We start from the raw sequence: 26,670 nt of genomic DNA, 5'->3' as shown, positions 1-26,670 counted from the left end.
TTTTCAACGAATGACTGTGAAGGGAGTTGAGTCTAATGGACATCGAACGCGTAAACGAAAACACAATTAAACTCTTCATTACTTATCGTGATATTGAAGATCGTGGTTATAGTCGTGAGGAGATTTGGTATAACAGAGCAAAAGGGGAAGAACTTTTCTGGGATATGATTGGAGAGATCAATACAGAAGATTACTTTGATCTTGATGGACCAATTTGGATACATGTGAATGCTTCTGAACATGGTCTAGAAGTGATTGTAACTCGTGCTAATATAAATTCAGATGGTGAATCCAATTCATTATTATCAAGTTTTGAGGAACATCGAGATGCTGCGCACAACAAAAATTTAGATGAATCCATTTTTGATTCCTTCGAAGATGAAGAATTAAATCATCAAGGAACAAATCATATCTCCATTTACAAATTTAAAGATATTGATGAGATTATCCCTGTGGCAAATCGTTTGCTTCCATTTCGATTACAATCTTCTTTATTTAAATTTGAAAAATATTACTATGTAGCAGTTGATTTTTCAAATGTTACTGAAAAGGTTGAACGCCAAAATATTCGTTCCATTATTAATGAATATTTAGGTAGTTCGAAAATAACGATTTATCGATTACAAGAATACGGCGAAGCAATCATGCCAGAAGATTGTTTTGAGACAGTAATTCAATATTTTGGATAAATAAAACGAGATGTCTTTTTTAAGGCATCTCTTTTCTTATTCCTTTGAAAGAAAAGTTGCAGTTCATCTTACCGGCGAAATGTTTATTTTAAACACTTTACAAGTAAATGATTGAAAACGGCTACTACACTTTTTAAAATAAATAAAAGGAGGTAGCAAATGCTTGTAGCTTATACAGAACAAAAGAAACGATTTGTATTAAATTCAAGCATACCGGAAACAACATTAAAGCAACTGCGAGAAAAACAAAGATTTTATTGCCCTCAATGTAAACAACTACTTCAATTTAAAATCGGTACATTTAAAATTCCCCATTTTGCCCATTATTCTAACAAAGAATGTAATGATTTTTTTTCTGAACGAGAATCAGAGCAACATTTACTAGGTAAAGAACATCTATATGATTTGTTCCAACATCTTTTATTACAAGTAGAATTAGAACCTTTCTTAAGGGGGTTAAAACAGCGGCCGGACTTATTAATCGAAAAAGATCACCGTCGTTTTGCCATTGAGTTTCAATGTAGTCCTATTTCCATAAATAGATTTAAAGAACGAAATGGAGGCTATAAAAGTAATGGAATAGAAGTCTATTGGATTCCGAACACGCCCTATAAAAGAGTTCAAAGAGGAATACAAATTATGTCCATTAATAAGCATATGCAGCTATTTAGGAATACGGATGGCCATCAATCTTATATTATGGCGTACCATCCAGCAATGCGACAATTTGTATATATATCTAATCTTATGTTTCTTCATGGCAATCGTTTTATTTCGAAAGTGCAAATAATTCCTCAAATGAAACAGCGTTTTCCCTTTTATATTCCTAAACCATTATCTGAAGAGGAGTTTAAACAATATTTATTGTTATTTAATCGTGTGAAACATCATTATTTACGGTGGGTCGTATTAGTAAATAAAAAAGGTGTAAATCATTTATTTTTAAGAAGTCTTTATGAGCTTCGATTAAATGGACAAACTCTCCCGAACTACATTGGAATACCGATAAACGGAAGTGAACATTTGAAAGTATCTCCCATTGAATGGCAAACAGCTCTTTTTTATTTTTTACATATTTCAAGAATATCATTAGCCCATTTCATCGAAACAAATACTCAAAAATTTTTACAATGGGCAAACTTGCCAGAAACAAACGCCGCTAAATCCATCGTTAAAGAGTATTGCCATATCCTTGAATCTTTATCGATTGAGCATTATCGACAATCAATTCGTAACGAAGAATTATTTCAAAAGTTATACACCCATTTTCTTGCAATGAAAACTAAATATTGAGAAAATGGATTTGTGATTCGAATTACGAAATAAATGGTATGGGAGGTCATTACATGGCAAAAAAAGTGTTATCGAGGGAAGAAGTTCCTGTTGAGTTAACTTGGGATTTAGAAGGAATCTTTTCTTCAGATGAGGCATGGGAACAGGAATTTAAGGAAATTGAAAAATTAATACCAGAGGCGGATAAATATAGAGGAAAAGTAGCGGAAAGTGCTCAAAGTTTATATGATACGTTACAGTTTAGCGATCAATTATCCGAACGTTTTGGAAGACTTTATGTGTATAGCCATTTAAAACATGACCAAGATACGACAAATGGAAAGTATCAAGCGATGGATAGTCGGGTTCGTTCATTAGGAGCGAAATTATCAGCAGCATGGTCCTTCGTTACGCCAGAAATTTTATCGATGGAAGAAGAAACAATCCAACAATATATTCGTGAGTATGAACCGTTAACTTTATATAATCAAATGTTAACGGAACTAAATTTACAACGTCCTCATATCCTCACAGCTGATAAGGAGGAACTGCTTGCCCAACTTGGAGAGGTAACAGGTTCTTCAGGAAATACTTTTAGCGCATTAAACAATGCAGACTTAGAATTCCCTTCGGTGAAAAATGATGAAGGGGAAGAAATTCAGTTAACCCATGGCAATTATATTACGTTTTTAGAAAGTGATAATCGGGAAGTTCGAAAAAATGCTTTTAAAGCAATGTACGATACTTATGGTAAATTTAAAAATACTTTTGCTTCCACTTTAGCTGGAAATGTAAAAGCCCATAACGTTAGTGCGAGAGTACGTAAATATAATTCGGCAAGACATGCGGCAATGAGTAATAATTATATTCCGGAAAAAGTGTACGATCAATTAATTTCTACAATCCATGAATTTTTACCAGTTCTTCATCGTTACGTTTCATTGCGCAAACAAGTTTTAGGCGTTGAAGAATTGCATATGTATGATTTATTTACACCACTTGTAAAAGAAGTGAAAATTGAAATGCCTTACGAAAAGGCAAAAGATATAATGGTTAAAAGTTTCGAGCCTTTAGGTGAAGAATATCAATCCATTGTTGTCAAAGGATTAGAAAGTCGCTGGGTAGACGTACTTGAAAATAAAGGGAAACGTAGCGGTGCCTACTCTTCAGGTACTTATGGAACAAATCCATTTGTGTTAATGAATTGGCAAAATAACTTAGATAATTTATTTACTTTAGCCCATGAATTTGGCCATAGTATGCATAGTTACTATACTCGTCAAAACCAACCGTATCCTTATGCTTCTTACTCAATCTTCGTCGCAGAAGTAGCATCTACATGTAACGAAGAACTATTATTTGATTATTTATTAAAAACGACGGATGATCCACAACATAAAATTTATTTATTAAATCACTGGTTAGATGGGTTCCGTAGTACCGTTTTCCGTCAAACAATGTTTGCAGAATTTGAGCATATTGTTCATGAATTGGATCGCAATGGGGAAGCCATTACAGCTGAACGCCTAAATGAAATTTATTATGATTTAAATAAACAGTATTTCGGCAATGACATGACAGTGGATGAAGAAATTGCATTGGAATGGGCAAGAATTCCTCATTTCTACATGAACTATTATGTTTACCAATATGCGACAGGTCAAAGTGCTGCCACTGCTTTAAGCAAACAAATTTTAGAGGAAGGAAAAACTGCTGTAGAACGTTATATTAACAATTTCTTAAAAGCTGGTTGTTCCGATTTCCCAATAGAAGTATTAAAAGCAGCAGGGGTGGATATGGAGTCCCCAACACCTATTCAGAATGCATGTAAAGTATTTGAAGAAAAATTAAATGAATTAGAGAAACTTTTATTAAAAAAATAATTTTAATGAATAGTGGTGGTGCTACATTTTAAAATGTGGCACCACTTTCTTTTATATGAAAATATTACGATATCACTTTCTCTTTATAAAAAATTTCATTTAAAATATGCCCTTCTAGGCGGTTCAAACCGTTGAAAACGTTTACTATTTGACGATTTTGTGAAACAACTGTAGTTTCGTTGCATCCCTTAATATTCCGTGATAAAGTAAATACGTGAAATAAATCACATAACAAACATACACCCCTTTGTTTGAACGTGAACATTTCTCCCATCCCCTTTGTGAAAAGAGGCGTCATTATTCTTGTAGAAGGATAATGAAGCCTCTTTTATTATGTATATATACTTTAATAAAAAAATAGACAAAGACGATGAAAGTCCTTGTCTACAAATAGAATAATAGATGAAATAATAAGTGCTTTATTGATTACATTTTTTACGCCATAACGTCACTTCATCGTTCGTGAGGCGTTCGATTTTTTGCTGAAGCATTCGCTTTTTTAATTCTCGCTCTGCTTCTTGATGAGAAATTGAATAAATTTCCGCTACATCACTAGTTGTGAGTATATGGAAACGATTAAATAATTCATCAAAGGTAGGAAGTGGATTACAAGTGATTTCCTCATTGATCATCTCTTGTAAAACTTGAACATAAACTTCATATGCATACATTCCACTAACTTTTAAACCCTCGTCTTCGATACATTCATTAAAGAAAACGATTGTCGGCACTTCGTCAACTTCCATCTCATGGGTAATGTGCAAATCACATTGAAACGCTCTTGCAGCTTCTTTAGAACCAAAATCAGAAATAAATTCATCCAGATCAATGTTCGTTTCTTTTGCAATTTCAATTAACGCAGAATAGGAAGTTACATTTTTCGTTTTTAAAAGGGCGTGCTCCTGGAGTTTTAGTAAATAACGAGTAGCTGCCCGTTTTCCTTGTAGCTCCGCTGCTTTAATCGCAATAGATGGGAGTGCCGGATGGGTAATGTCCAGTTCAGCACCAGTCATGCATCCCTTTGTACGACGACTTAACGTATTTAAAGAGGCAAGCTTTGTACTTAAAATATATCTCCACGTAAAATAATGTTCATATTCTACCGTTAACTTTCGCAACATCGTTTGCATTGTCAAAGCCTTTTTACAAAGCGGATCGATAAAAATATATAATTCTATTGGTTTCGTAATAGAAGGTGCGGCAGGTTTCGATAATAATTGGACATTATTCATTCAAACTCCTCCTCATCTTCATTTGGCGAATTAATCATATGATTAGCCGTTAAGACAAGTCGTTGATAATAAACTTCACGGAATTTACCTTCTAATCCGACTTCATCCATCGCCTCTTTCATACATTCTAACCAAGCTTGTGCACGATCTGGTGTGATTTTAAAAGGTATATGACGAGCTCTTAACATCGGATGCCCGTGTTCTTCTGTATATAGATTTGGCCCACCTAAGTACTGGGTCTGAAATTGAATTTGTTTTCTAATAGTTTCAGTTAAATCTTCTGGGAAGATCGGTTTTAACTGTGGATGCTTCGCAACACGTTTATAAAAAGCGTGAAGGAGGTCAGAAAGTTTTTCAGCACCAATTTCCTCGTAAGGAATCGTATATTTTCGATTCATAGGTGTACTCCTTTACTTCTTTTATAAGTATACGTAATGAAATATCCGCGTATTGCATACCGTATAATCAATTGACAACAAAAGTAATAAAGCCAAGATAGCTATCGTTATTAACCTTCTTTTATAAGGTGTTAGTTATATTCTAACAACCTAATCCCTTTTTCACAAACAAATCGCATATAAGAGGGAAAATAGATTGTAACAATGACTTCAAACCTATTTACGCATTATAATAGCCTAATACATTATTAACATAATGTATAGTTTCTTTGAATGGTGGAATACCGTTATATTTCGCTACATTTCCTGGCCCCGCATTGTATGCTGCTAATGCAAGTTCAACGTTCTGATTGAATTTGTTTAACATTTGGCTTAAATATTTCGTTCCACCCATAATATTTTGAACAGGATCTGTCGCATCTTCTATTCCGAGATATCTAGCTGTGCCTGGCATTAGTTGCATTAAACCTGTCGCACCAGCGGAACTAACCGCGTTCTCGTTAAAATTGGATTCTTGCTTAATAACCGATGCAATTAATTTTTCAGGTACACCATAGGTTTCAGAAGCTTGTGCAATGATATCAGCATATGCTTCAGCACCAGCTAATACATTTTTGTAACCAGCTGAATTGACATAATCTTTATTTATATGGTTTGTAAAAAGATTATTATCCATGCTTTGGATTAATTGGTGATAGTAAGGAGTTAAATCATTAGCATCATTGTTGTAAGTGAAATTTGCTAAATAATTGTTATCGATTCTATTCGTTGCAGGTTCATTTTGCATGCTTGCATAATAGCCTAGTAAATTATCAGAGCTATTTATGGAAGTGGATGAAGTTAACATCATTTCTTCCAATAATTCAGTAAAAATGGAACTATCGTTTGATAGCGTTTGAACATTTGATGTATTACCAAATGATTGAATTGCTTGAAGTTCAAGTAACTTCTTCATTGATGAAATTTCCAATCCGCTTCAACCCTTCCTGTCTTTTAAAGCTTTCATAAAGCGGGCAATTTTTTTATCCGCCACTTGAATGGTAATTTGATTTTTTTTCAAAAAATCTTGAAAGATTTCTTTTCCTTCGATTTCATTATCTGTTTCATATTCTACCTCATAATCATCACACTGCAAATAGAAAGAATGGTCAAAGACAAGGGTTCCACCTTTGTAATCTATTTCAACCCGATCTGTCGTTAATGAACCAAATAATTTTAATTTTTCAATCGGAATGTTCAGCCGTATTAATTGGTCCTTTATTTTGTCAGCAACGACCCCATTTCCTTCAAGCATCATACGGGCTTGTTCTTCTGTAATTTCCTCTGTCGTTTCAAGGTGAATGTTTTCAGCGGTTTTTTCTTTTAATGTTACAACGGTTTTATTCGTTGTTTTGCGAATTCTCAAACCGGATGATAATGCCTTTAAATGGAATTGAGGAGTATCAAAGTAATGATTGATTTGCCGAACAATCATTTTTTCCTCTACTTGGAATTTTTTTAATAAGTTTTCATATTGTTCTTTTGTTAGTACATTTTTAAATTCAATTTCAACTTGTTGATTCATCTTTTTTCCTTTCTAAATATGTAATTTTCCACATTCTCTTTCTCGAAATGGACGCTGCTATGTTAAAATATGAAAAGAAAAGTGGTGAAGGGAAGTTACATAATGCGAAACCTTTATAAAATAGAGAAATGTCAATTCTTACATAACGATTTACACTTTAGTTTAAACGAAAATCTAAATAGAATACAAATTCAACCCGCAGGACAAGTTCTTGCAGATTCTGATAACTTAGCCTTTATTTATTTAGTAGAAGAGGAAGATGGCTATAGTTATTTACAAATTCCTCAAACATTATGGCCAGAACTAGTACAATTAGTGAAGTTAAATCGGGATCCTTATTTAGTATTAAAAGACGAGAAAATGGTATTAACAAACTTCACTGAAGAATTGAATGCCCTTCTTTACAATATTGAAGGAAATGACAACTACGGAAATGACTTTGTTGTTGCCGTAGAAACAACTTTTAAAGAAATTTTAATCGGTGAATAGTAGCGAAACAAAATCATTTGCAAAGCCTAAGAAATGAATCATAGTCAGAAATAATGGTGTCTTTGCGTTGGGGGGAGTCTTCTATGGTACCATGGGGTACATTTTTAAGTCCGTACAAACAGGCTGTAGATGAATTGAAAATTAAATTAAAAGGGATGCGTTCACAATTTGGGATTACGGGAACAACTTCTCCAATTGAATTTGTGACAGGTCGTGTAAAACCATTAGCTAGTATATACGATAAAACCCTTGAAAAAGGAATAGCCTTTGAACCTTCTCAGCAATTGGCTACCGAATTACAGGATATCGCAGGGTTACGAATTATGTGTCAGTTTGTCGATGATATTTCAACAGTCGTAAATTTAATTCGTCAACGGGATGATTTGAAAGTAATTGAAGAAAAGGACTATATTACGCATAGTAAACCGAGTGGCTATCGTTCGTATCATATGATTGTTGAATATCCCGTTGAGACGATTACAGGCAAAGTAGAAGTGCTTGCAGAAATTCAAATTAGAACGCTCGCTATGAATTTTTGGGCGTCCATTGAACATTCATTAAACTATAAATATAAGGGAATATTTCCAGAAGAAATTAAATATCGATTACAAAACGCGGCAGAAGCAGCCTTTAAATTAGATGAAGAAATGTCTTCCATTCGTAGTGAAATACAAGAAGCACAAGTTTACTTCAGTGAAATTAAAGAAGCAATTAATCCAAAAATACGATCAACTAATGAGGGAAAGGAGTGTGAGTAATTTGAAATTTTCCATCCAATCACGGAGAGATTCTCAATCAAATGAATTAATGGAGCTTGCCAAAACGTATTTACAAGATTTTGGACTAGTTTTAGATGATGACGAACCGGAGATTGTTATTTCCATTGGTGGAGATGGGACGCTATTACATGCCTTTCATCGACATTCCCATCGTTTAAATGAGGTTGCCTTTGTCGGAATCCATACAGGACATCTTGGATTTTATGCAGACTGGAAACCGTCTGAATTGGAAAAGTTAGTATTATCAATAGCAAAAAATGAGTTCAATGTGGTGGAATATCCTTTATTAGAAGTGCAAGTGCATACCCATCATGCGGAAACTGCAACTTATTTAGCTTTAAATGAAGCGACAATCAAATCACCAGATGTGACTTTAGTAATGGATATTGAACTTAATGGCAATCAATTCGAGCGGTTCCGTGGAGATGGTCTATGTGTTTCAACTCCTTCGGGTAGTACGGCTTATAATAAAGCGTTAGGCGGAGCGATCATTCATCCAACTTTACAAGCATTTCAAATTACGGAAATGGCGTCGATTAATAATCGCGTTTTCCGTACGGTTGGATCTTCCCTAGTTTTACCTGCCCATCATAGTTGTACGTTAAAGCCGGTAAAAGACCAACAGTTTACGATGACCATCGACCATATCCATCTGATTCAGGATGATTTAAAATGCGTCACCTTTAAAGTAGCAAATGAAAAAGTACGTTTTGCTCGATTCCGTCCATTTCCATTTTGGGAGAGAGTACATGATTCATTCGTTTCGAACGAATAATAGGAGAATATATGGAAAATAGATTTCAACTACAATTCCAAGCGGAAATGGATGGTCAACTTTTACGGGATGCCATTAGCCGCCAAGGTATTTCAAGGAAAGGTTTAACCTCAATTAAATTCAATGGTGGCACGATTCATGTTAATGGTGTAGAACAAAATGTTCGGTATGTTTTAAAAAAAGGCGACCTAATTACAATTATCTTTCCAGAAGAAAAAATAAGTAGTGGATTAATAGTGGAACATGGAAAACTAAATATTGTCTATGAAGATGAGGCATTCATTATTTTAAATAAACCTCCCTTTATGAATACAATTCCATCTCGGCAACAACCAACGGGTAGTATTGCAAATATGGTAAGTGGGTACTTTGAGGAGCAAGGTATTCCATCTACGGTACATATTGTTACAAGACTTGACCGAGACACTTCCGGATTACTTTGTATAGCTAAGCATAGTCATATTCATCATTTAATGGGGCTTCAACAAAGAAAACAAATGATTAATAAACAATACGAAGCAATGGTTCACGGACATATTGAGTTAGATAATCAAGTCATAGAAGCGCCGATTGGAAGAAAAGATTCAAGTATTATCGAGAGGGAAGTTCGTCCAGATGGTCAATTTTCCCGTACCGATGTTACAGTGGTAAAAAGAGGATATATGAAAAATGGAGAACCCATTACCCATGTAAGATTAAAGCTCCACACAGGAAGAACCCATCAAATACGAGTCCATATGGCACATCTTGGTCATCCTTTAGTAGGTGATGAATTATACGGAGGAAGTCGTGAGGTGTATGATAGACAAGCCTTGCATTGTGTTTTATTGGAAATGAAACATCCGTTAACAGGAGAGGACTTACACTTTACAAGTGAAATACTTAAATCGATGGCACAGTTATTGAATTATGAAAGTTGAAGATGTTCGGTACTCGAACATCTTTTATTTTTTCTGATAGAATTATAAAAATATTATGATGTTTTAAAAATAGGTTTACGTAGACACAAAATCCACCTATTATAATAACTTGAGAGGAGGGGACAGTATGGTAGAGCAACAACATAACAAAAATGAAGAACTATATAATGTTGAAGAATTACGCCAATATTTACTTGAAGGTAATATTGAAAGTTTCAGGGAAATCTTTTTAGAACTTCATCCATATGATCAGGCACAATTTTATGAAAAGGTTGGACCTGACATACGTAAAACAATCTATCAATTCTTGTCTCCTCAAGAAATGGCTTTAATCTTTGAAGCAATTGAATTAGAAGATGAAGAATACGAACAATTTTTAAAGGAAATGGACACTGTTTACGGAGCAGAAATGCTTTCCTATATGTATACTGATGATGCAGTGGACGTTTTAAATGAATTAGATGATGAACATCGTGAAAGCTATTTAGAAATTATGGATAGCGAAACGGTAGAAGAAATTAACGAGCTCTTAGCATACGAAGAATATACTGCTGGAGCCATTATGACGAAGGAATACGTTTCAATCCTTGAAAATTCCACAGTACGTTCAGCCATGACGGTTCTTCGAAATGAAGCGCCCAATGCGGAGACGATTTATTATGTATTTGTAGTAGATGAAAATCATTGTTTAACAGGTGTTATTTCGTTACGTGATCTAATCATATCCGATGAGGATACTTTAATTAAAGATATTATGAATGAACGTGTTGTCTTTGTTAAAGTTTCTGATGACCAAGAAGATATCGCACAAATTATGAAGGATTATAACTTCTTAGCTATACCGGTTGTAAATGAATCCAATAAATTAATTGGGATTATTACAGTCGATGATATTATCGACGTCATTGATGAAGAAGCATCAGATGACTATTCAAAACTAGCTGGTGTAACGGATATTGATGATATTGAAGCAAGTCCATTTAAAGCGGCAAAAAAACGATTGCCTTGGCTTATTATGCTGTTATTTTTAGGAATGATAACAGCAACATTAATGGGGCAGTTTGAAGAAACATTAGATAAAGTTGCTTTACTCGCTTTATTTATCCCGTTAATTTCTGGTACTTCAGGTAATAGTGGAACACAAGCGCTGGCCGTTGCTGTGCGCGGTATCGCAACAGGTGAAATTGATGAAAAAAGTAAAATGAAAATGTTACTCCGGGAAGTCATGACAGGTTTAATTACTGGTATTGTTTGTGGATTAATTGTCGTAGGGATTATTTTTATTTGGAAGCATACATTACTCGTTGGGTTATTAGTTGGAGCAGCAATCGGTTGTTCCATCCTTGTGGCAACGATCGCTGGTTCCTTCATTCCATTATTGATTCATAAACTTGGGGTAGACCCTGCTGTCGCTTCCGGTCCTTTTATTACAACCCTTAATGACGTAACGAGTATATTAATCTATTTAGGCTTGGCTACAACATTTTTAGGACAGTTAAGTTAACATTTCAAAATCAAAAAGGTGACGTGATTCACGAAAAATTTCGTTTTGCATATTTATAAGAAAAAAAGGATGTGTAAAATGGAAGAACCTTTATTGTTTATTCCAACTCCACCGTTCTATTATATTGAGTTGGATAAGGAAGAAACGCAACAGTTTTTTGAGGAAAGTACTTCTGTCTATGAAATTTCTCGATCAGAGAAACTAAATTCAGTAATTGCAAAACAGCTTTATTATTTTTGCCAGCCGATTAGAAAGAAAAGTGGACGTGTTTTAGTATTAAAATTACGAAATAACGAAAAAGTAATAGGTGTTATTGAAGCATTTGATGGCGATCAAGTTAAGATGAAAGTAAATGAAAATGTGGAAATAATTGATGTAACAGATATTGTATCGATTTCTACTAAATATTAATAAAAGTCGGCAAATCCTTATGGATTTGCCGACTCTTTTTTCATGTTAATCACAAATGTGTAAGTTCGTATCTTTAATACATTGTACTCCTGCAAATGCTGAAAGGTCTACTGTTAAACAAGTTTCTGTTTTCTTGAAGTCACATACGTCTGGGATTAAACATAAAGATAATCCTGTTTCATCTTCATTCAATAAACTTACTTCGTCACCTTCGGACATATCTACTGGAGCAACAACTCGTAAAGTTGCACAGCAATCAAACGCATCTTCTACTCTGAAGAATGGCGATGGATGCATTCCACCTAATTTTGATTTATACCATGCAAAGAATGGTAAGCCGTTCGTATTTAATAACATGAATACTCGAGTATCTGCTAGTTGTCTTGATGGGAAAGCAAGACCACCTAGTGGTTCTAAGAAGCAGCTAGTTCCACAACCGTCACAATCGTCGTTTACTGCCTGATTTTGTATATCTAATATAGTTTTTACAACTTCACAAACACACCCTTCATGATGATGATGTGATGTGCCACCGATATTATTATTTCTTCCACAACCCATTATCATTTCACCTCACTTTATCATAGCTTCAATCTACAATATGTCATTTTGAAAAGGAAAACCGGGCGATAGTTTATAGGCTTTTAAATTCCTCACCATTTTTATGAAAAAAATTACCCTTATTACCCAGTTGGACGCATTGAATAAATTCGCATTTAAATGACCATAATGGGTTAAAAAGGGGGTTGAATTTTGAAAAAATTGGTATTACCTTTATTTGTCCCATTTTTTTTAATTGGATGTTCAAATGAACAAACGATTCAAGTAACGGACTTAGCAGCTGATGAAGAGAAGCGGATCGAAATTGAAGATGCAATCCGTAATAAGGAGGAAATATATTCAGCTAATGCTATTTTTGTCAATGATGAATTATTAGTCTCTATACAAGTAGATCCTTGGCTCGGATTTAAAGAACAAAAAGTAGAAAAAAGGCTTCAAAAGGAAATTGAAGAAAAATACCCTGATTTAAATGTACTCGTATCGTCAGATTACAAAATGTATTGGGAATCACAGAAGCTTTTAGATGAAGAAGACGAGAAAAAAATGGCGGATGAAGTTAAGAAATTGAAAGATTTAGCAAAGGAGGAAACATAAATGGATCCGCAAGAATATCAACAATTGGAGCAACAAATGACGCCTCCTACTCCGTACTTAAAAAATGTATTAAAAGCCTTTTTTGTTGGAGGTATTATATGTACGATTGGACAAGCAATTACTTACTTATATGTGATCTTTTTTAATTTTACAGAACAAACTGCTGGTAATGCGACAGTAGCAACGATGGTTTTTATAGCGATGATATTAACCGGTTTAGGTTTATATCGTAAGCTTGGTCAATTTGCAGGAGCTGGTAGTGCAGTTCCGGTAACAGGTTTCGGTAATGCGGTTATTTCAGCTGCAATTGAAGGGAGAACAGAAGGATTTGTTCTCGGTGTAGGAAGCAATATGTTTAAATTAGCTGGCTCTGTTATTTTATTTGGTGTCGCTTCCGCTTTTTTTGTTGCCCTTATTAAACTTATTTTAGTATCGGTGGGCGTGCTAGAATGGTAATTTTGTTCCCATCAAAACCATCAATTCTTGCTTGTGGAGCCGTAGCAGGACCAGTTGAAAGAAAGAGTGTATTTTATTCATTTTTTGACTCTGTTATTGAAGATGAAAGATGGGGTCAAAAAACAAATGAACAAGGTCATTCCCAAATGATTCAAGAAGCTTGTGACATTCTTATGAAAAAAGCAGAAATAAATAATTTAGATGTAGATTTCTTTTTAAGTGGTGATTTAGTCAATCAAATGACTCCTACTAATTTTGCTGCTAGAGAACTGGCGATTTCTTTTATCGGGTTATTTTCAGCATGTGCAACTTCAATCTCTTCCGTTATTATTGCCAGTTTACTTACTGAACTAGGCGCATCAGAATTGGCTATTGCAGGAGCTTCAAGTCAACATAATGCCATTGAACGCCAATTCCGTTATCCGATTGACTATGGGGCTCAAAAACCTGCTACCTCCCAATGGACGGTCACAGCGGCAGGGTATGCCCTCGTAGGGAAACATAATCCCGAATATCCTTCAATTATTGCGGGGACAGTTGGGAAAGTGGTCGACTATGGTGAAGTAAGTCCGTTTCATATGGGAGGAGCGATGGCACCCGCTGCTTACGATACAATTACATCCCATTTGAAAAAACGTCATCAAAAAATAACTGATTATGATCTTATTATGACTGGCGATTTAGGAAAAATAGGACTAAAAATTTTAAAAGCGATGTTCGCTCAATCGGGAGCAAAACAAGAAGAACTAGACGTATTAAGAGATGCTGGGGCAGAGTTTTATGGTGATGATAAGGCGTTTCAAGCTGGAGCAAGTGGAGCAGGTTGTTCGGCATCGGTATTTTTTAGTTATATTGAACAGCAACTGAAAATAGGACGTTATAAAAAAGTATTACTAGTTGCAACAGGCGCTCTACTCTCTCCAATGTCATTTCAACAAGGGGAGACGATACCTTGTACTGCGCATGCAATCGAAATAACGATGGAGTGAGGCGAGAGAAATGCTTTTTTTTAACTTTTTAATTGCATTTATTGTGGGTGGATTTATTTGTGTAATTGGTCAATTGTTGATGGATGTTTTCAAATTAACACCCGGTCATACATTATCAATACTCGTTGTTGTAGGTGCCATTTTAGATGGACTCGGATTATATGAACCACTGATTGACTTTGCAGGAGCAGGTGCAACAATCCCTATCACATCCTTTGGAAACTCCTTAACCCATGGTGCTTTAGCGGAAGCAGAAAAGCATGGGTGGGTAGGTGTTTTAACAGGTATGTTTGAAGTGACAAGTTCCGGTATCAGTGCTGCAATTGTTTTCGGTTTTATTGCAGCGTTAATTTTTAAACCAAAAGGTAAAGCAAATTAGACAAATAACCCTCCTTCTCTTTGTATACCGTCATAGTATACAAAGGAGAAAGGAGGGATTTTTTTGATGTGTCATAAATGTGGAGGTCAAGTAAGTCCAGCTTATGACTACAATTACTGTAGTAATCAAGTAAGCCCAGCTTATGATTTTAATTATTGTGGTTCCAGTCAAGTAAGTCCTGCATATGATATGGATGGTGGCAAAGGATATAAAGGATCAGCATTTGTATTAATTGTAGTATTATTCATTTTATTAATTATTGTAGGAAAGTGTTATATGTAAGGGAGGGAAGTTAAATGCAAAACCCTTTTTTTAAACAAATTGAAAACAAAACAGGTGTAGATATGGATGAAATATTTGCACTTGCGAATGCAATTCAACATGCAGACTTTTCCAATGAAAAACAAGTTCGTAAAATCATTAAAAAAGTAAGTAAGTTAGCGAATAAGCCTGTATCAAAGGAATTAGAAGATCGAATTGTTAAATCGATTATGCAAGAAGGAAAATCATTAGATTTAAGTAAAATTCAAAAAATGTTAGGCTAACATAAAAGCAGTCACCCAATTCGCCCCCTGATTGTTAGAAGGTTTCTAACAATAAGAGAGGCAAAACAAAAGGTGACTGCTTTTATTTTATTATCTTCTCCATTGCTCGATGCGGAATTCCTGCATCTAAAAATTCTGGAGATGTAACTTCAAAATTTAATTTTTCGTAGAATGGGATAGCGTAACTTTGAGCATTTAGTTTAAGTTTTTTCCATCCCTCTGAGATAGCAAAATCTTCTACCTTTTTCATTATAAGAAGTCCAAGCTTCTTTCCTCTATACGGTTTCAACACACATACACGTTCAACTTTTCCAACTTGGCTTTCAATTTCGCGAAGACGAGCGGCTGCAATCGTTTTACCTTCATCGTTGACAATGAAGTGGATTGCTGTAGCATCATGTTCATCTAGTTCTAAATGTTCAGGAACGCCTTGCTCTTCAACGAAAACCTTTTTTCTTACGGCGAAAGCTAATTCTAATTCTTTTTCATTGTCCACTATTTTTACTTCAAACACGATACTATTTCGCTCCTGTTAGACGGAATGTTTCGTAAGTTGTCCATGAACCGTCTTCTAATTGGTAAACTAAGTGGATTCGATCGATTGTTTCTTTTTCATCGACACCAACCATTCGCAATTGGCCAAAAATATCGCCGTGTTCTGTTTCAGTGAGATCTTGTGCAATAGTGATATGTGGAATAAAAACGTGTTTTGGTTGACCGATGTTTAAGTGTTGTTGGATATCTTCATGAATATTTTTTAATTGTTCTGTTGGTTCTATTTTAAAATAAATAACATTTGTCGTTGGGAAGAAAGAACTGATACGTGATGCATGTATCGCTAAAGGTCCATAATTTTGTGCAATTGAAGCGACAGTTTGAGATATTTGGTTAATTTCATTATCATCGGCTTCAAAAGCTTCTTTTAGCGTAATGTGTGGTGTTATTTTTGAGTAATGTGAATCGTATCGTTTTCGATACGTGTTAGCTAAATCTTGCAATCTTTTTGACGGAAATGCGACGATACCGTATTTCATAGTTCATTGCCCCCTATAAATTCTAATTTATAAAAGAATTATAACAGATTTCAAATATTTAGACATTTTTCGGGCATAATTATTAACTGAAATTTTCAATTAATGCCCTTTTTAAATCTGGCTTCCAGTATTTCCATGTATGGTTGCCATTAAACTCTTCATAAAAAGTTTTGTAACCTTTTGATACTAATAATTGATGCAGTGTACGATTCGGTGTTAAAAAATCTTTAATCTGTTTATCAGTTGTTAATACCTTATCTTCTTCTTTTCCAATAATATGATAAATGGAAATGGTATTGCTTTTATCTGCTTGTTCTACAGTGTTTAAAACGTGTTCATCCACATATGGTGATTGTAGAATAGCTTTACTAAATATATTAGGATATTTTATTGCAGCAAGTAAAGAAACCGTTGCTGCCATCGAATCCCCAATAAGACCTCTTGAAGAACCTAGCTGATAAGTGGAATATTCTTCATCCAAATAAGGAACTAATTCATGGGCTAAAAATCGTAAATAGGCTTCATGATATTTTCCTGTTGGAATATATTTATTTTTCCTATCTTCAACATTTTTATAAGGGATTCCAACAATAATAATATTTTCGATTTCATAATCATCCAATAATTGATCTGCGAGGCGAGTAATTCCACCTAATTGGAAATAGTCTTTTCCATCGGATGCAATTAAAATGTTATATTGATTTAGTGGTGTATAATTTGCAGGCACATAAATTAATAATTCGATTTCTTCTTGTAATGAGTTACTAAAAAATGCAACGTCTTTAACAGTTCCTTTATTCACGAAGGGGGCCTCCTCTTCTATCGTAAGTGTATCGAAATTGTATCATAATCCGATGACAACGTGTACTATGTTTGTAAGTCATCGAGGGGTGTTGTGTAGAATAATTTACAAAAAACATAATGGGAATGAGGATGAAAACCGTGCATAATAAAAATGTTCGAGTACCTTCAAAAGAAGTAACAAAAGCAACGAAAGATGCGTTAGAAAAACGTGGTGTAAAAGTAGAGGATATAGCTGAAATTGTTTTTAAAATGCAGTCTCCGTATAATGAAGGGTTATTAATAGAACATTGTATCGATTCAGTAGAGCGAGTATTGTGTAAACGTGAAGTACAACATTCGGTCTTAGTAGGAATTGAATTAGATGTATTAGCTGAAAAAAAATTGCTGTCAGAGCCATTACAATCCATTATCGCTTCTGATGAAGGTCTATTTGGGGTAGATGAAACATTGGCATTAGGTTCGGTGATGACCTATGGTAGTATTGCATTAACAACCTATGGTCATTTAGACAAAAATAAAATTGGCATTATTAAAAAACTTGATACGAAAAGCGGCGAAGGTGTACACACCTTTTTAGATGATTTAGTTGCTAGTATTGCTGCATGTGCCGCATCTAGGATTGCCCATCGCACGCGTGATTTAGAGGAAGAAGGAGAAACTTTTGCAGATGTTCCTCCAGTAATATTAGACCCAACTGATAAAACAAATACTGATATCTAACGAACATAAAACTGTTTAATAATATTGTTGAACAGAAAAAATAATAAGACCTACATAAATATGTACATCCCTATTTTGTACATATTTATGTAGATGTATAATGACTATAAGAGATGATTTTTTAATCATTTGAAAATAAGTAAAAGTGTGAGGATTAATATGAAACCATCTGATATAAAAACATTAATTTCGAGTGGGGTAATTATTTTAGCGGTCATTTTATATTTGGTTTTTAAATAAATAATTAATTCCAATTGGACTAGCATTTAGCTATGATACAAGCCTGTGCTCTACTAAGAATCATATTGTAAAATATGATTCTTAGTAGAGCATTTTTTTATATTGTAAATTTATGTAATTGTATATTTTTAAGTCCTTTACTCTACTAGAGTATTGGAAATAGGTCTAAGAGGTGTTTTTTGGTATAATAATAGAAATAAATGTAATAGCGAAGAGGTAACAACATGAGTATTGTAGATGTAAAAACATTCATTATAAGTGGCACAATTATCATTGCTGTAGCACTTTATTTTATTTTTAGTCATATAGCGTCGAAAGAAACTGTTCAGAAAGATATTGACTACTTAATTACACCCAATTTTGCAAAAGAAGCAACGGGTAATGAATTAGTAAAAGCGGAATATGTGTCAACGAATGACGGCGATACTTTCCGTTTAAAGGTAAATGGAAAAGAAAAGCGCGTTCGTTTATTAATGGTCGATACACCGGAAATGAATTATGAAGAAAATAATCCGATGCCTTTTGCAGAGAGTGCAAAGGATTATACACAAAAATTACTAGAAAATGCTTCGGAAATTGAAGTGCTTTCTGATGTTGGAAATAAAACAGATCATTATGGCCGATTGTTAGCCTATGTATTTATAGATGATATCCTTTTACAAGAATTGTTATTACGTGAAGGGTATGCAGCTGTTCGATATATCGATAAACCAAATAATACATTAGAAGAACAATTTAAAGAAATAGAAAAAAGGGCAAGAGCGAGTAAAATAAACATTTGGAAAGAGGAAAACTATTTACAACAAGATGGATTCCATCCAGAAGTAATAGAGCAATAAATACAGAATTACGAATATAGGCATTTTTTTAGGGCGACTTTTCATTCATATTGAAAAATCGCCCTTTTTATAGGCTATTCCATATTCAATTATCCGTTTTTTCGGATTCAATAAAGGAAAATTTCATTTTCCCTTAATTAAAAATCATTTGGTTGTTCGTTTTCTTGCGGCAATTGTTCTTCTTTCAAGAATAAAAAAGATTCGTCCTCTAACTGATGCACTTTTTCTTCATTTAATCCAATAGATAAAGGTCCTGAAAAAATTTTCTCCCACCAAGTATCAGTCGAAATCATATAAAATTGCCCCCTTCAGTTTTATCGCTTTATCCTTCTTTACCCTTTTTAGAAGGATTTAGACGACAAATTGTAGTAAATTGTACATAATTATTATTAACGATTTAAATAAAATTATGTATTGAAAGAAGGGATACAAATGGCACGCTATACGGAAAAAGACGTTGAAATCATGATTGAAGAGCAAAAAAAATTTTATTTAACAGGGCATACAAAAAATATTGAATTCCGAAAAAAACAATTATTAAAACTAAAAGAGAAAATAAAACAATATGAAAAAGAAATATTAAAAGCACTAAATATGGATTTACATAAAAGTGAATTTGAAGCTTATTCAAATGAAATCGGAATCGTTCTTGATAGCATTAATTATTTAGTGAAAAATATCGACGAATGGGCAAAACCTGTACAAGTAAAAACCCCTGTTCATTTTCAACCTGCTAAAAGTTTTATAGTTCGAGAACCTTATGGAGTTGTCCTAATAATCGGACCATTTAATTATCCATTCCAACTTGTTATGGAACCGTTAATCGGAGCGATTATTGGTGGTAATACAGCGATTGTAAAACCTTCTGAATCCTCTGTTCATACGACAAAAATCATAAAAAAAATGATTGGAGAAACCTTTGATACATCTTATGTGCGGGTAGTAGAAGGTGAAAAGGATGAAGTGACAGCATTAATTCATGCTTCCTTTGATTATATTTTCTTTACTGGTAGTGTGGCAGTAGGTAAGGTGGTTATGCGAGCTGCAGCTGAAAAGTTAACACCTATTACATTGGAGCTTGGAGGCAAAAGTCCAGCTATCGTTGATCAAACAGCGAATATTGAGGTTGCAGCGAAAAGAATTGTTTGGGGAAAATTTAATAATACAGGTCAAACTTGTGTAGCACCTGACTACTTATTTGTCCATTCTTCAGTTTATGAAAAATTAATGAAAGCAATAAGAAAAACAATTGAACAATTTTATGGAAAAAATCCGCAGCAAAGCCCGGACTATGGTCGTGTCATTAACGAACGGCAATTTCACCGCTTAAAACAGCTAATCGAAGTCGAAAAAGAATATATAACTTATGGTGGTAGTACTGATAAAACCGATCTTTATATTGAACCGACGATACTTGAAAATATTACGTGGTCCAATCCAATTATGGAAGATGAAATTTTCGGTCCGATTTTACCCGTTATGAAATATGACAGTTTAAAAATGGCTATTTATGAAATACAAAAATTACCTAAACCGTTAGCAGCCTATTTCTTCTCAGAACATGAAAAAGCGATAGATTATTTCCTACAAGAATTACCATTTGGGGGAGGGTGTATTAATGATACCGTTACCCATGTAGGGAATCCTTATTTACCATTTGGTGGTGTAGGTCCATCAGGTGTAAATGCTTATCATGGAAAGGCTAGTTTTGAAAACTTTACCCATCCAAAATCCATCATGAAGCGTTCTTCAAGATTTTCTAATAATTTATTATTCCCACCATATAAACAAAAAGTAAAACTTGTAAGAACAATGTTGAAATAACTAAATCCATCGAGAGATTCAAAAATGAATTGGGTTTCTCGATGGATTTCCTATTAATGCTTTGCTGTACTAGTGATATAATAATGGTTACAACGGTTCGTAGCAGTTTGTCTTTCTCTAAACGGTTATGGATTCATATTTAAAAATACATAAAATTACTGGGTGTCGATTATTGACGAATTTTGTTATTATTAACTTTATTCAATTAAATTATACTAACTAAAGATTGGGGGATATTAGATGAAAAATGTATTTAACGAAAAAAATACAATTGATTTATTAGGTCAATTAGTAAATATTCCAAGTCCTTCAGGCTATACAAAAACAATTATGCAATTTATCGGATCTTATTTACATGACCTAGGCATCGAATATAAGCAGACAAATAAAGGTGCCATTATCGCTACAATAAAAGGAGAAAATGATTCTTCCCACAGATTATTAACTGCTCATACGGACACGTTAGGTGCGATGGTAAAAGAAGTAAAAGCTAATGGCCGTATAAAGCTGACAATGATCGGTGGCTTTCGATGGAATGCCGTTGAAGGGGAATATTGTACAATTCATACGGCTGACGGTAAAAAAATACGTGGAACGATTTTAATGCACGAAACAACCGTTCATGTTTATAAAGAAGCTGGTGACTTGAAACGGGATGAAAATCATATAGAAGTACGCATTGATGAAAAATGCTTTAATGCAGAAGATGTACGAAAAATTGGGATAGAAGTTGGAGATTTTGTATCCTTTGATCCTCGTTTTGAAACAACAGAGTCAGGGTTCATTAAATCCCGTCATTTAGATGACAAGGCAAGCACAACCCTGCTATTACAATTAGTGAAGTTTATTAAAGAACAAAATATTTCATTACCTTATACAACTCATTTTTATATTTCCAACAATGAAGAAATAGGTTATGGAGGAAACTCAAACGTTCCAGAACAAGTGGTTGAATATATTGCGGTAGATATGGGAGCAATTGGCGATGGCCAAAGTTCAGATGAATATACAGTATCCATTTGTGCAAAGGATTCGAGTGGACCCTATCATTATGAGTTAACTCACTATCTAGTGAACTTAGCAAAAACAAATGGTATTCAATATAAATTAGATATTTATCCTTATTATGGCTCTGATGCTTCAGCTGCTATTCGAGCAGGTTACGATGTGAAGCACGCCTTATTTGGCCCAGGAATAGAGGCTTCTCATGCTTATGAACGTACTCATGTAGATTCATTAAAAGCCACAGCGGAACTATTATTTGCCTATGTAACTTCACCAATGGATTCGGAGGATTAATTATGTATACAGAAGAATTATTAAATGTGATTCCATTAAAGAAAATTATTGGTCAGTTACCAAGCAGAATCAAAGATATTTCGATCGATTCAAGAAGTGTTCAGCCGAAAAGTATGTTTATTTGTATTAAAGGTGATACAGTAGATGGTCATCTTTTTGCGCAAAAAGCAGTGGATGCTGGTGCTACGGTTGTCGTGGCCGAACGTGAATTACCAATCGAAGGAGAAGTGGCACAAGTTATCGTAAAAAATACAAATCGTGCCCTTGGTCTGCTTGCTGCTAAGTTTTTTGACTATCCTTCTAACGATATTACAATGATTGGTGTCACAGGCACGAATGGGAAAACAAGTGTTTCTGGCATTATCCACCATATGCTAGTCGGGATGGGGGAAAAATCTGCACTGTCGGGTACAATTGGATTTGAACTAAATGGTGTTTTATATGAAACGGCGAATACGACGAATGATGTGTTAAGTACACAGCAAATGATTTTCCGTGCAAAAATGGAAGGCTGTCGCGCAATGGTCATGGAAGTTTCGTCCCACGGTTTAGCACTGGGAAGGTTAGCTGGTGTCGACTATGATATTGCAGTGTTTACAAACTTAACCCACGACCATCTCGATTTCCACGGTACAATGGAAGAATACGGACATGCAAAAGGGTTATTATTCTCCCAATTAGGACAAGATTTTACTAAAAACAAACATGTCGTTTTAAATGCGGATGATCCATGGTCCGAAAAATATGAACAAATGACCTCTTATCCTGTTTGGACTTACGGTTTGAAAAATGATGCGATTTTCCGTGCTGAAAATTGTAACTATGAGGATGGAATTACAACTTTTGATATGATTACGCCGGAAGGTAAGTTCCCGATTACGATGCACTTACTCGGAGAATTTAATGTTTATAATATATTAGCTGCTACCGCTGTTTTTTATGCAAGAGGTTACACTATGGAAGCGATAATCGAACAAATTGAAGATTTAGCTCCAGTAAGAGGGAGAATGGAAAGAGTCAAAACGGATCTGCCATTACAAATCTTTATCGATTATGCCCATACACCAGATGCAATTGAAAAGGCGATTAAAGCTGCATTACCATATAAAAAACCTGAAAATAAATTAATCTTTTTAGTTGGAACGGGCGGCAATCGTGATAAGTCAAAACGTCCAGCTATGGCAGAAAAAGCATCAATTGCTGATTACGTTGTATTAACAACGGATGACCCACGATACGAAGAATATGATAGTATTACGAGTGACTTAGCTAAAGGTATGCAACATGAAAATTATGCATGTATCGGAGATCGGGCAGAAGCGGTTCGTCATGCAGTATCAGTTGCAGAACCTGGTGACATCATTATTTTTGCAGGCAAAGGTCATGAAGATTATCAAATTATAGGGAATACGAAATATCCTCACAGTGATGCTGAAATTGCAATTGAAGCAGGTCGCTTGAAATTTGTTTAAACTTTTTTACTTTAAAATGATTTGATTTTAAAAGGCTGTCCAAAAGCTAAAATGCTATAGGGCAGCCATTCCATTTTTATTTGTAAATGGTTATTGTACATTCTATGGAATAATAAAAATGGTTGTGCAACAAGCATAAATTCTTTTATTATAGGAGAGGTATGAAAAAAGGAGACGGAAAAAATGACTTCAAAAATAGAACAAGATATATTATCTCGTCGTACCTTTGCCATTATCTCTCACCCGGATGCTGGTAAAACGACGATTACAGAAAAATTGTTATTATTTGGCGGTGCCATTCGAGATGCAGGTACTGTAAAAGGGAAAAAAACGGGTAAATTTGCGACTTCCGACTGGATGGAAATCGAAAAACAACGGGGAATATCTGTTACATCTTCCGTTATGCAGTTCGATTACCAAGGCTTCCGAGTCAATATTTTAGATACCCCTGGACACCAAGATTTCTCTGAAGATACGTATCGAACATTAATGGCGGTCGATAGCGCGGTAATGGTAATTGATGCGGCAAAAGGGATTGAAGCACAGACGTTAAAACTATTTAAAGTTTGTCGTATGCGTGGGATTCCTATTTTCACATTTATAAATAAATTAGATCGTCAAGGGAAAGAACCTCTTGAGTTAATTGAAGAATTAGAAGAAGTTTTAGGAATCAATGCATATCCAATGAACTGGCCAATCGGTATGGGGAAAGAATTTTTAGGAATTTACGATCGCTATAATAAACGTATTGAGCAATTCCGTACGGATGAATCTGATCGTTTCTTACCGATTAATGAAGATGGAGAGTTAGCTGTGGATCATCCGATGAAGGTAACTTCCTATTACACTCAAGCAATGGATGATATTTTGCTTTTAAATGAAGCAGGAAATGACTTCTCTGAGGAAAAAATTCGTCGAGGCGAATTAACACCAGTATTTTTCGGTTCCGCTTTAACGAACTTTGGCGTTCAAACGTTCCTAGAAACGTATTTAAAATTTGCACCTGCACCTCAACCTCGACTAACAGAAGATGAGCAATTCATTGATCCGGTTGAACATAATGAATTTTCTGGTTTCATTTTCAAAATTCAAGCAAACATGAACCCAGCACACCGTGACCGAATCGCTTTTGTGCGCATTGTGTCAGGGAAGTTTGAGCGCGGCATGAATATTACTTTATCTCGGACAAATAAAGCCTTTAAAGTATCTCAATCAACTCAATTTTTAGCGGATGATCGTGAAACGGTAGATGAAGCAGTTGCGGGTGATATAATCGGTCTTTATGATACCGGTACTTATCAAATTGGGGATACGGTAGTCGGTGGAAAGAAAACATTCCAATTTGAAAAACTACCCCAATTTACTCCGGAAATTTTTGTTCGTGTTACAGCAAAAAACGTAATGAAATCAAAACAATTCCATAAAGGGATTTTACAATTAGTTCAAGAGGGTGCGATACAATATTATAAAACTCTTCACACGGAAGAAGTTATTCTTGGTGCGGTAGGTCAATTACAATTTGAAGTATTCGAACATCGTATGAAGAATGAATATAATGTAGAAGTACAAATGCAACCAATTGGTTCAAAAATCGCACGTTGGATTGAAAATGAAGAAGAGGTCAAAGAATCGATGTCATCGTCTCGCTCGATGCTTGTAAAAGATCGCTTTGATAATTATGTATTTTTATTCGAAAACGAATTTGCGATGCGCTGGTTTTCCGATAAAAATGAAAACATTAAACTGTATAGTTTACTGTAAAAGGAAAAGCAGACATATAGTTCATTACGGCAAATTCCATCATTGCTTTTAAAAGTTACTGTGCTATAATAAATTTTGTAGAAAACTGAATATCCATTTGACTTTGTCAAAGGGGAGTAGCTATAAGTATTTTAAATACTTACTTTACATTCGTCATTACATGGTTTAACACCATCGGATGTAATAGCATTGAACTTTTACGTTTTCAAAATAATTTATTTTGGGGACGTTCCAATTGCTTAGCAAGACCTTTGCCTTTCCAAGGCAGGGGTCTTTTCTTTTGTCAAACAAAAGGTATGGAAAATCAGTAGTATTTTGACAATGCTTAAAGGCTATAAAATCAAATAATAGATTGATTTTCGTCTAAAGAGTGAGTAGTGTGAGTTTTTCAATATTTAAAATGCCAACTTTATGGGTATACAAAAGGTAGGGAGGAAGTTTTGTGGATATATTTTTAGAATATGCCTGGGTATTAGTAGTTTTAATAGTATTAGAAGGTTTATTAGCCGCAGATAATGCAGTAGTTATGGCTGTAATGGTTAAACATTTACCAAAAGACCTGCAGAAAAAAGCATTATTTTACGGATTATTCGGTGCCTTTATTTTCCGTTTCGTTGCTTTATTTTTAATAACAGTATTAGTAAATTACTGGCAAATTCAAGCAGTAGGTGCCCTTTATTTATTATTTATTTCAATTAAAAATATATATGAGCAGAAGTTTAAAAAAGAAGAGGAAGAAGAAGAGAACGAAGAGAAGTCTCAAAAAGGTAAAGGATTTTGGGCTACAGTGGCAAAAGTTGAATTTGCAGACATTGCCTTTGCAGTAGACTCAATGCTTGCAGCCGTTGCGATTGCGGTTACGTTACCAGAGGTTGGAGATTTCCATATTGGAGGAATTAACGCTGGTCAGTTCGCTGTTATGTTCTTCGGTGGTATTATCGGGATGATTTTAATGCGATTTGCAGCTCAATGGTTCGTTAAAATTTTAAACGATTATCCAGATCTAGAAACGGCAGCATTTTTAATCGTTGGTTGGGTAGGTGTTAAATTAGTTGTTTTAACTTTATCTCATGATAAAGTTGGCGTACTTCCACATGACTTCCCTCATTCAACAACTTGGGAAATTATTTTCTGGGGTGTATTACTCGCTATTGCCCTGGGGGGTTGGTTTACTAGTGTTGCTAAAAAGAAAAAGCATGCAACAGAAGAATAGAGGAAACTTGAGGGACAGTCATGA

At 34.6% G+C, this 26,670-nt stretch carries 31 protein-coding genes; 22 read left to right on the top strand and 9 right to left on the bottom strand.

Annotation, left to right across the window (positions count from 1 at the left end; translation table 11 throughout):
• Positions 1–35: 35 nt before the first annotated feature.
• The 3 genes from mecA (at position 36) to pepF (ending at position 3,844) form a co-directional block, all read left to right on the top strand.
• Positions 36–689: an adaptor protein MecA gene (mecA, locus tag H9636_RS08345; protein WP_191707164.1), complete on the top strand. Its 654-nt coding sequence runs from the start codon at positions 36–38 to the stop codon at positions 687–689.
• A gap of 159 nt (positions 690–848) precedes the next feature.
• Entirely contained in the window at positions 849–1,982 is a 1,134-nt protein-coding gene (locus H9636_RS08340; RefSeq protein ID WP_191707163.1) for a competence protein CoiA, read from the top strand.
• 53 nt (positions 1,983–2,035) lie between these two features.
• Complete coding sequence (gene pepF / locus H9636_RS08335; protein WP_191707162.1) at positions 2,036–3,844, top strand: oligoendopeptidase F; 1,809 nt, start codon at positions 2,036–2,038, stop codon at positions 3,842–3,844.
• Between the two features lie 419 nt (positions 3,845–4,263).
• On the opposite strand, the gene H9636_RS08330 is transcribed toward pepF, so the two are convergent.
• The 4 genes from H9636_RS08330 to H9636_RS08315 all read right to left on the bottom strand — a co-directional run bounded on the left by H9636_RS08330 (position 4,264) and on the right by H9636_RS08315 (position 7,038).
• Positions 4,264–5,076: a DsbA family protein gene (locus tag H9636_RS08330; protein ID WP_191707161.1), complete on the bottom strand. Its 813-nt coding sequence runs from the start codon at positions 5,074–5,076 to the stop codon at positions 4,264–4,266.
• Positions 5,073–5,474 carry a globin domain-containing protein gene (locus H9636_RS08325; protein ID WP_122971004.1) on the bottom strand — a complete coding sequence of 134 codons (402 nt, stop codon included), beginning with the start codon at positions 5,472–5,474 and terminating at the stop codon, positions 5,073–5,075. Before H9636_RS08325 ends, H9636_RS08330 begins: the two co-directional genes overlap by 4 nt.
• Before the next feature lie 220 nt (positions 5,475–5,694).
• On the bottom strand, positions 5,695–6,429 hold the full coding sequence (locus H9636_RS08320) for a lytic transglycosylase domain-containing protein (protein ID WP_191707160.1): 735 nt from the start codon (positions 6,427–6,429) through the stop codon (positions 5,695–5,697).
• A gap of 21 nt (positions 6,430–6,450) precedes the next feature.
• On the bottom strand, positions 6,451–7,038 hold the full coding sequence (locus H9636_RS08315; protein WP_191707159.1) for a CYTH domain-containing protein: 588 nt from the start codon (positions 7,036–7,038) through the stop codon (positions 6,451–6,453).
• A gap of 102 nt (positions 7,039–7,140) precedes the next feature.
• Between H9636_RS08315 and H9636_RS08310 the strand changes: the two genes are divergently transcribed.
• From H9636_RS08310 to H9636_RS08285, 6 genes are all read left to right on the top strand, one after another.
• Positions 7,141–7,527, top strand: a complete 387-nt coding sequence (locus H9636_RS08310; RefSeq protein WP_191707158.1) for a UPF0738 family protein — start codon at positions 7,141–7,143, stop codon at positions 7,525–7,527.
• An 83-nt stretch (positions 7,528–7,610) separates the two neighbouring features.
• Complete coding sequence (locus H9636_RS08305; protein WP_191707157.1) at positions 7,611–8,285, top strand: GTP pyrophosphokinase; 675 nt, start codon at positions 7,611–7,613, stop codon at positions 8,283–8,285.
• Positions 8,263–9,081, top strand: coding sequence for an NAD kinase (locus H9636_RS08300; RefSeq protein WP_263604148.1), 819 nt, complete (start codon positions 8,263–8,265; stop codon positions 9,079–9,081). The genes H9636_RS08305 and H9636_RS08300 overlap by 23 nt, the downstream gene beginning before the upstream one ends.
• Positions 9,082–9,092: 11 nt before the next feature.
• Positions 9,093–10,001 (top strand): RluA family pseudouridine synthase, encoded by a 909-nt coding sequence (locus tag H9636_RS08295; protein WP_191707155.1) that lies wholly within the window; start codon positions 9,093–9,095, stop codon positions 9,999–10,001.
• Between the two features lie 127 nt (positions 10,002–10,128).
• Positions 10,129–11,505, top strand: coding sequence for a magnesium transporter (gene mgtE / locus H9636_RS08290; RefSeq protein WP_191707154.1), 1,377 nt, complete (start codon positions 10,129–10,131; stop codon positions 11,503–11,505).
• A 78-nt stretch (positions 11,506–11,583) separates the two neighbouring features.
• Positions 11,584–11,916, top strand: coding sequence for a hypothetical protein (locus H9636_RS08285; RefSeq protein ID WP_191707153.1), 333 nt, complete (start codon positions 11,584–11,586; stop codon positions 11,914–11,916).
• A 45-nt stretch (positions 11,917–11,961) separates the two neighbouring features.
• On the opposite strand, the gene H9636_RS08280 is transcribed toward H9636_RS08285, so the two are convergent.
• Positions 11,962–12,477 (bottom strand): CotY/CotZ family spore coat protein, encoded by a 516-nt coding sequence (locus tag H9636_RS08280; RefSeq protein WP_191707152.1) that lies wholly within the window; start codon positions 12,475–12,477, stop codon positions 11,962–11,964.
• 192 nt (positions 12,478–12,669) lie between these two features.
• Here H9636_RS08280 and H9636_RS08275 point away from each other — a divergent pair, with 192 nt between their 5' ends.
• The 6 genes from H9636_RS08275 to H9636_RS08250 all read left to right on the top strand — a co-directional run bounded on the left by H9636_RS08275 (position 12,670) and on the right by H9636_RS08250 (position 15,440).
• A complete protein-coding gene (locus tag H9636_RS08275; RefSeq protein WP_191707151.1) occupies positions 12,670–13,071 on the top strand; it encodes a YhcN/YlaJ family sporulation lipoprotein in 402 nt (133 codons plus the stop codon).
• Complete coding sequence (spoVAC, locus tag H9636_RS08270) at positions 13,072–13,527, top strand: stage V sporulation protein AC (protein WP_191707150.1); 456 nt, start codon at positions 13,072–13,074, stop codon at positions 13,525–13,527.
• The gene (locus H9636_RS08265; protein WP_191707149.1) at positions 13,521–14,516 is read left to right on the top strand and encodes a stage V sporulation protein AD; all 996 of its coding nucleotides are present in this window, start codon (positions 13,521–13,523) and stop codon (positions 14,514–14,516) included. Before spoVAC ends, H9636_RS08265 begins: the two co-directional genes overlap by 7 nt.
• A gap of 10 nt (positions 14,517–14,526) precedes the next feature.
• Positions 14,527–14,895 carry a stage V sporulation protein AE gene (spoVAE, locus tag H9636_RS08260; RefSeq protein WP_191707148.1) on the top strand — a complete coding sequence of 123 codons (369 nt, stop codon included), beginning with the start codon at positions 14,527–14,529 and terminating at the stop codon, positions 14,893–14,895.
• A gap of 66 nt (positions 14,896–14,961) precedes the next feature.
• Complete coding sequence (locus H9636_RS19445) at positions 14,962–15,177, top strand: YjcZ family sporulation protein (protein ID WP_191707182.1); 216 nt, start codon at positions 14,962–14,964, stop codon at positions 15,175–15,177.
• A gap of 14 nt (positions 15,178–15,191) precedes the next feature.
• Entirely contained in the window at positions 15,192–15,440 is a 249-nt protein-coding gene (locus H9636_RS08250) for a stage VI sporulation protein F (RefSeq protein ID WP_191707147.1), read from the top strand.
• Positions 15,441–15,522: 82 nt separating this feature from the next.
• On the opposite strand, the gene H9636_RS08245 is transcribed toward H9636_RS08250, so the two are convergent.
• The 3 genes from H9636_RS08245 to H9636_RS08235 all read right to left on the bottom strand — a co-directional run bounded on the left by H9636_RS08245 (position 15,523) and on the right by H9636_RS08235 (position 17,276).
• Positions 15,523–15,954, bottom strand: a complete 432-nt coding sequence (locus H9636_RS08245) for a GNAT family N-acetyltransferase (protein ID WP_191707146.1) — start codon at positions 15,952–15,954, stop codon at positions 15,523–15,525.
• 4 nt (positions 15,955–15,958) lie between these two features.
• Complete coding sequence (locus tag H9636_RS08240; RefSeq protein ID WP_191707145.1) at positions 15,959–16,474, bottom strand: YjcG family protein; 516 nt, start codon at positions 16,472–16,474, stop codon at positions 15,959–15,961.
• An 82-nt stretch (positions 16,475–16,556) separates the two neighbouring features.
• Positions 16,557–17,276: an alpha/beta hydrolase gene (locus H9636_RS08235; RefSeq protein WP_191707144.1), complete on the bottom strand. Its 720-nt coding sequence runs from the start codon at positions 17,274–17,276 to the stop codon at positions 16,557–16,559.
• A gap of 140 nt (positions 17,277–17,416) precedes the next feature.
• Here H9636_RS08235 and H9636_RS08230 point away from each other — a divergent pair, with 140 nt between their 5' ends.
• Positions 17,417–17,998 (top strand): phosphatidylglycerophosphatase A family protein, encoded by a 582-nt coding sequence (locus H9636_RS08230; RefSeq protein ID WP_404817745.1) that lies wholly within the window; start codon positions 17,417–17,419, stop codon positions 17,996–17,998.
• A gap of 464 nt (positions 17,999–18,462) precedes the next feature.
• A complete protein-coding gene (locus tag H9636_RS08225; RefSeq protein WP_191707142.1) occupies positions 18,463–19,077 on the top strand; it encodes a thermonuclease family protein in 615 nt (204 codons plus the stop codon).
• 137 nt (positions 19,078–19,214) lie between these two features.
• Here the strand turns inward: H9636_RS08225 and H9636_RS08220 are convergent, their stop codons facing one another.
• On the bottom strand, positions 19,215–19,370 hold the full coding sequence (locus tag H9636_RS08220) for a hypothetical protein (RefSeq protein WP_191707141.1): 156 nt from the start codon (positions 19,368–19,370) through the stop codon (positions 19,215–19,217).
• Between the two features lie 139 nt (positions 19,371–19,509).
• Here H9636_RS08220 and H9636_RS08215 point away from each other — a divergent pair, with 139 nt between their 5' ends.
• The 5 genes from H9636_RS08215 (at position 19,510) to H9636_RS08195 (ending at position 26,646) form a co-directional block, all read left to right on the top strand.
• On the top strand, positions 19,510–20,901 hold the full coding sequence (locus tag H9636_RS08215) for an aldehyde dehydrogenase (RefSeq protein WP_191707140.1): 1,392 nt from the start codon (positions 19,510–19,512) through the stop codon (positions 20,899–20,901).
• A 240-nt stretch (positions 20,902–21,141) separates the two neighbouring features.
• Positions 21,142–22,200 carry a M42 family metallopeptidase gene (locus H9636_RS08210; protein ID WP_191707139.1) on the top strand — a complete coding sequence of 353 codons (1,059 nt, stop codon included), beginning with the start codon at positions 21,142–21,144 and terminating at the stop codon, positions 22,198–22,200.
• A gap of 2 nt (positions 22,201–22,202) precedes the next feature.
• The gene (locus tag H9636_RS08205) at positions 22,203–23,672 is read left to right on the top strand and encodes a UDP-N-acetylmuramoyl-L-alanyl-D-glutamate--2,6-diaminopimelate ligase (protein WP_191707138.1); all 1,470 of its coding nucleotides are present in this window, start codon (positions 22,203–22,205) and stop codon (positions 23,670–23,672) included.
• Between the two features lie 183 nt (positions 23,673–23,855).
• Positions 23,856–25,433, top strand: a complete 1,578-nt coding sequence (locus H9636_RS08200) for a peptide chain release factor 3 (protein WP_191707137.1) — start codon at positions 23,856–23,858, stop codon at positions 25,431–25,433.
• A gap of 442 nt (positions 25,434–25,875) precedes the next feature.
• A complete protein-coding gene (locus tag H9636_RS08195) occupies positions 25,876–26,646 on the top strand; it encodes a TerC family protein (RefSeq protein ID WP_191707136.1) in 771 nt (256 codons plus the stop codon).
• Positions 26,647–26,670: the final 24 nt, after the last annotated feature.

Origin of the sequence: Ureibacillus galli, from assembly GCF_014836845.1 — a bacterium.
Classification (GTDB): Bacteria; Bacillota; Bacilli; order Bacillales_A; family Planococcaceae; genus Ureibacillus; species Ureibacillus galli.
Note: the sequence above shows the minus strand (reverse complement) of the source record. Positions and strands in the feature narration are given on the sequence as shown.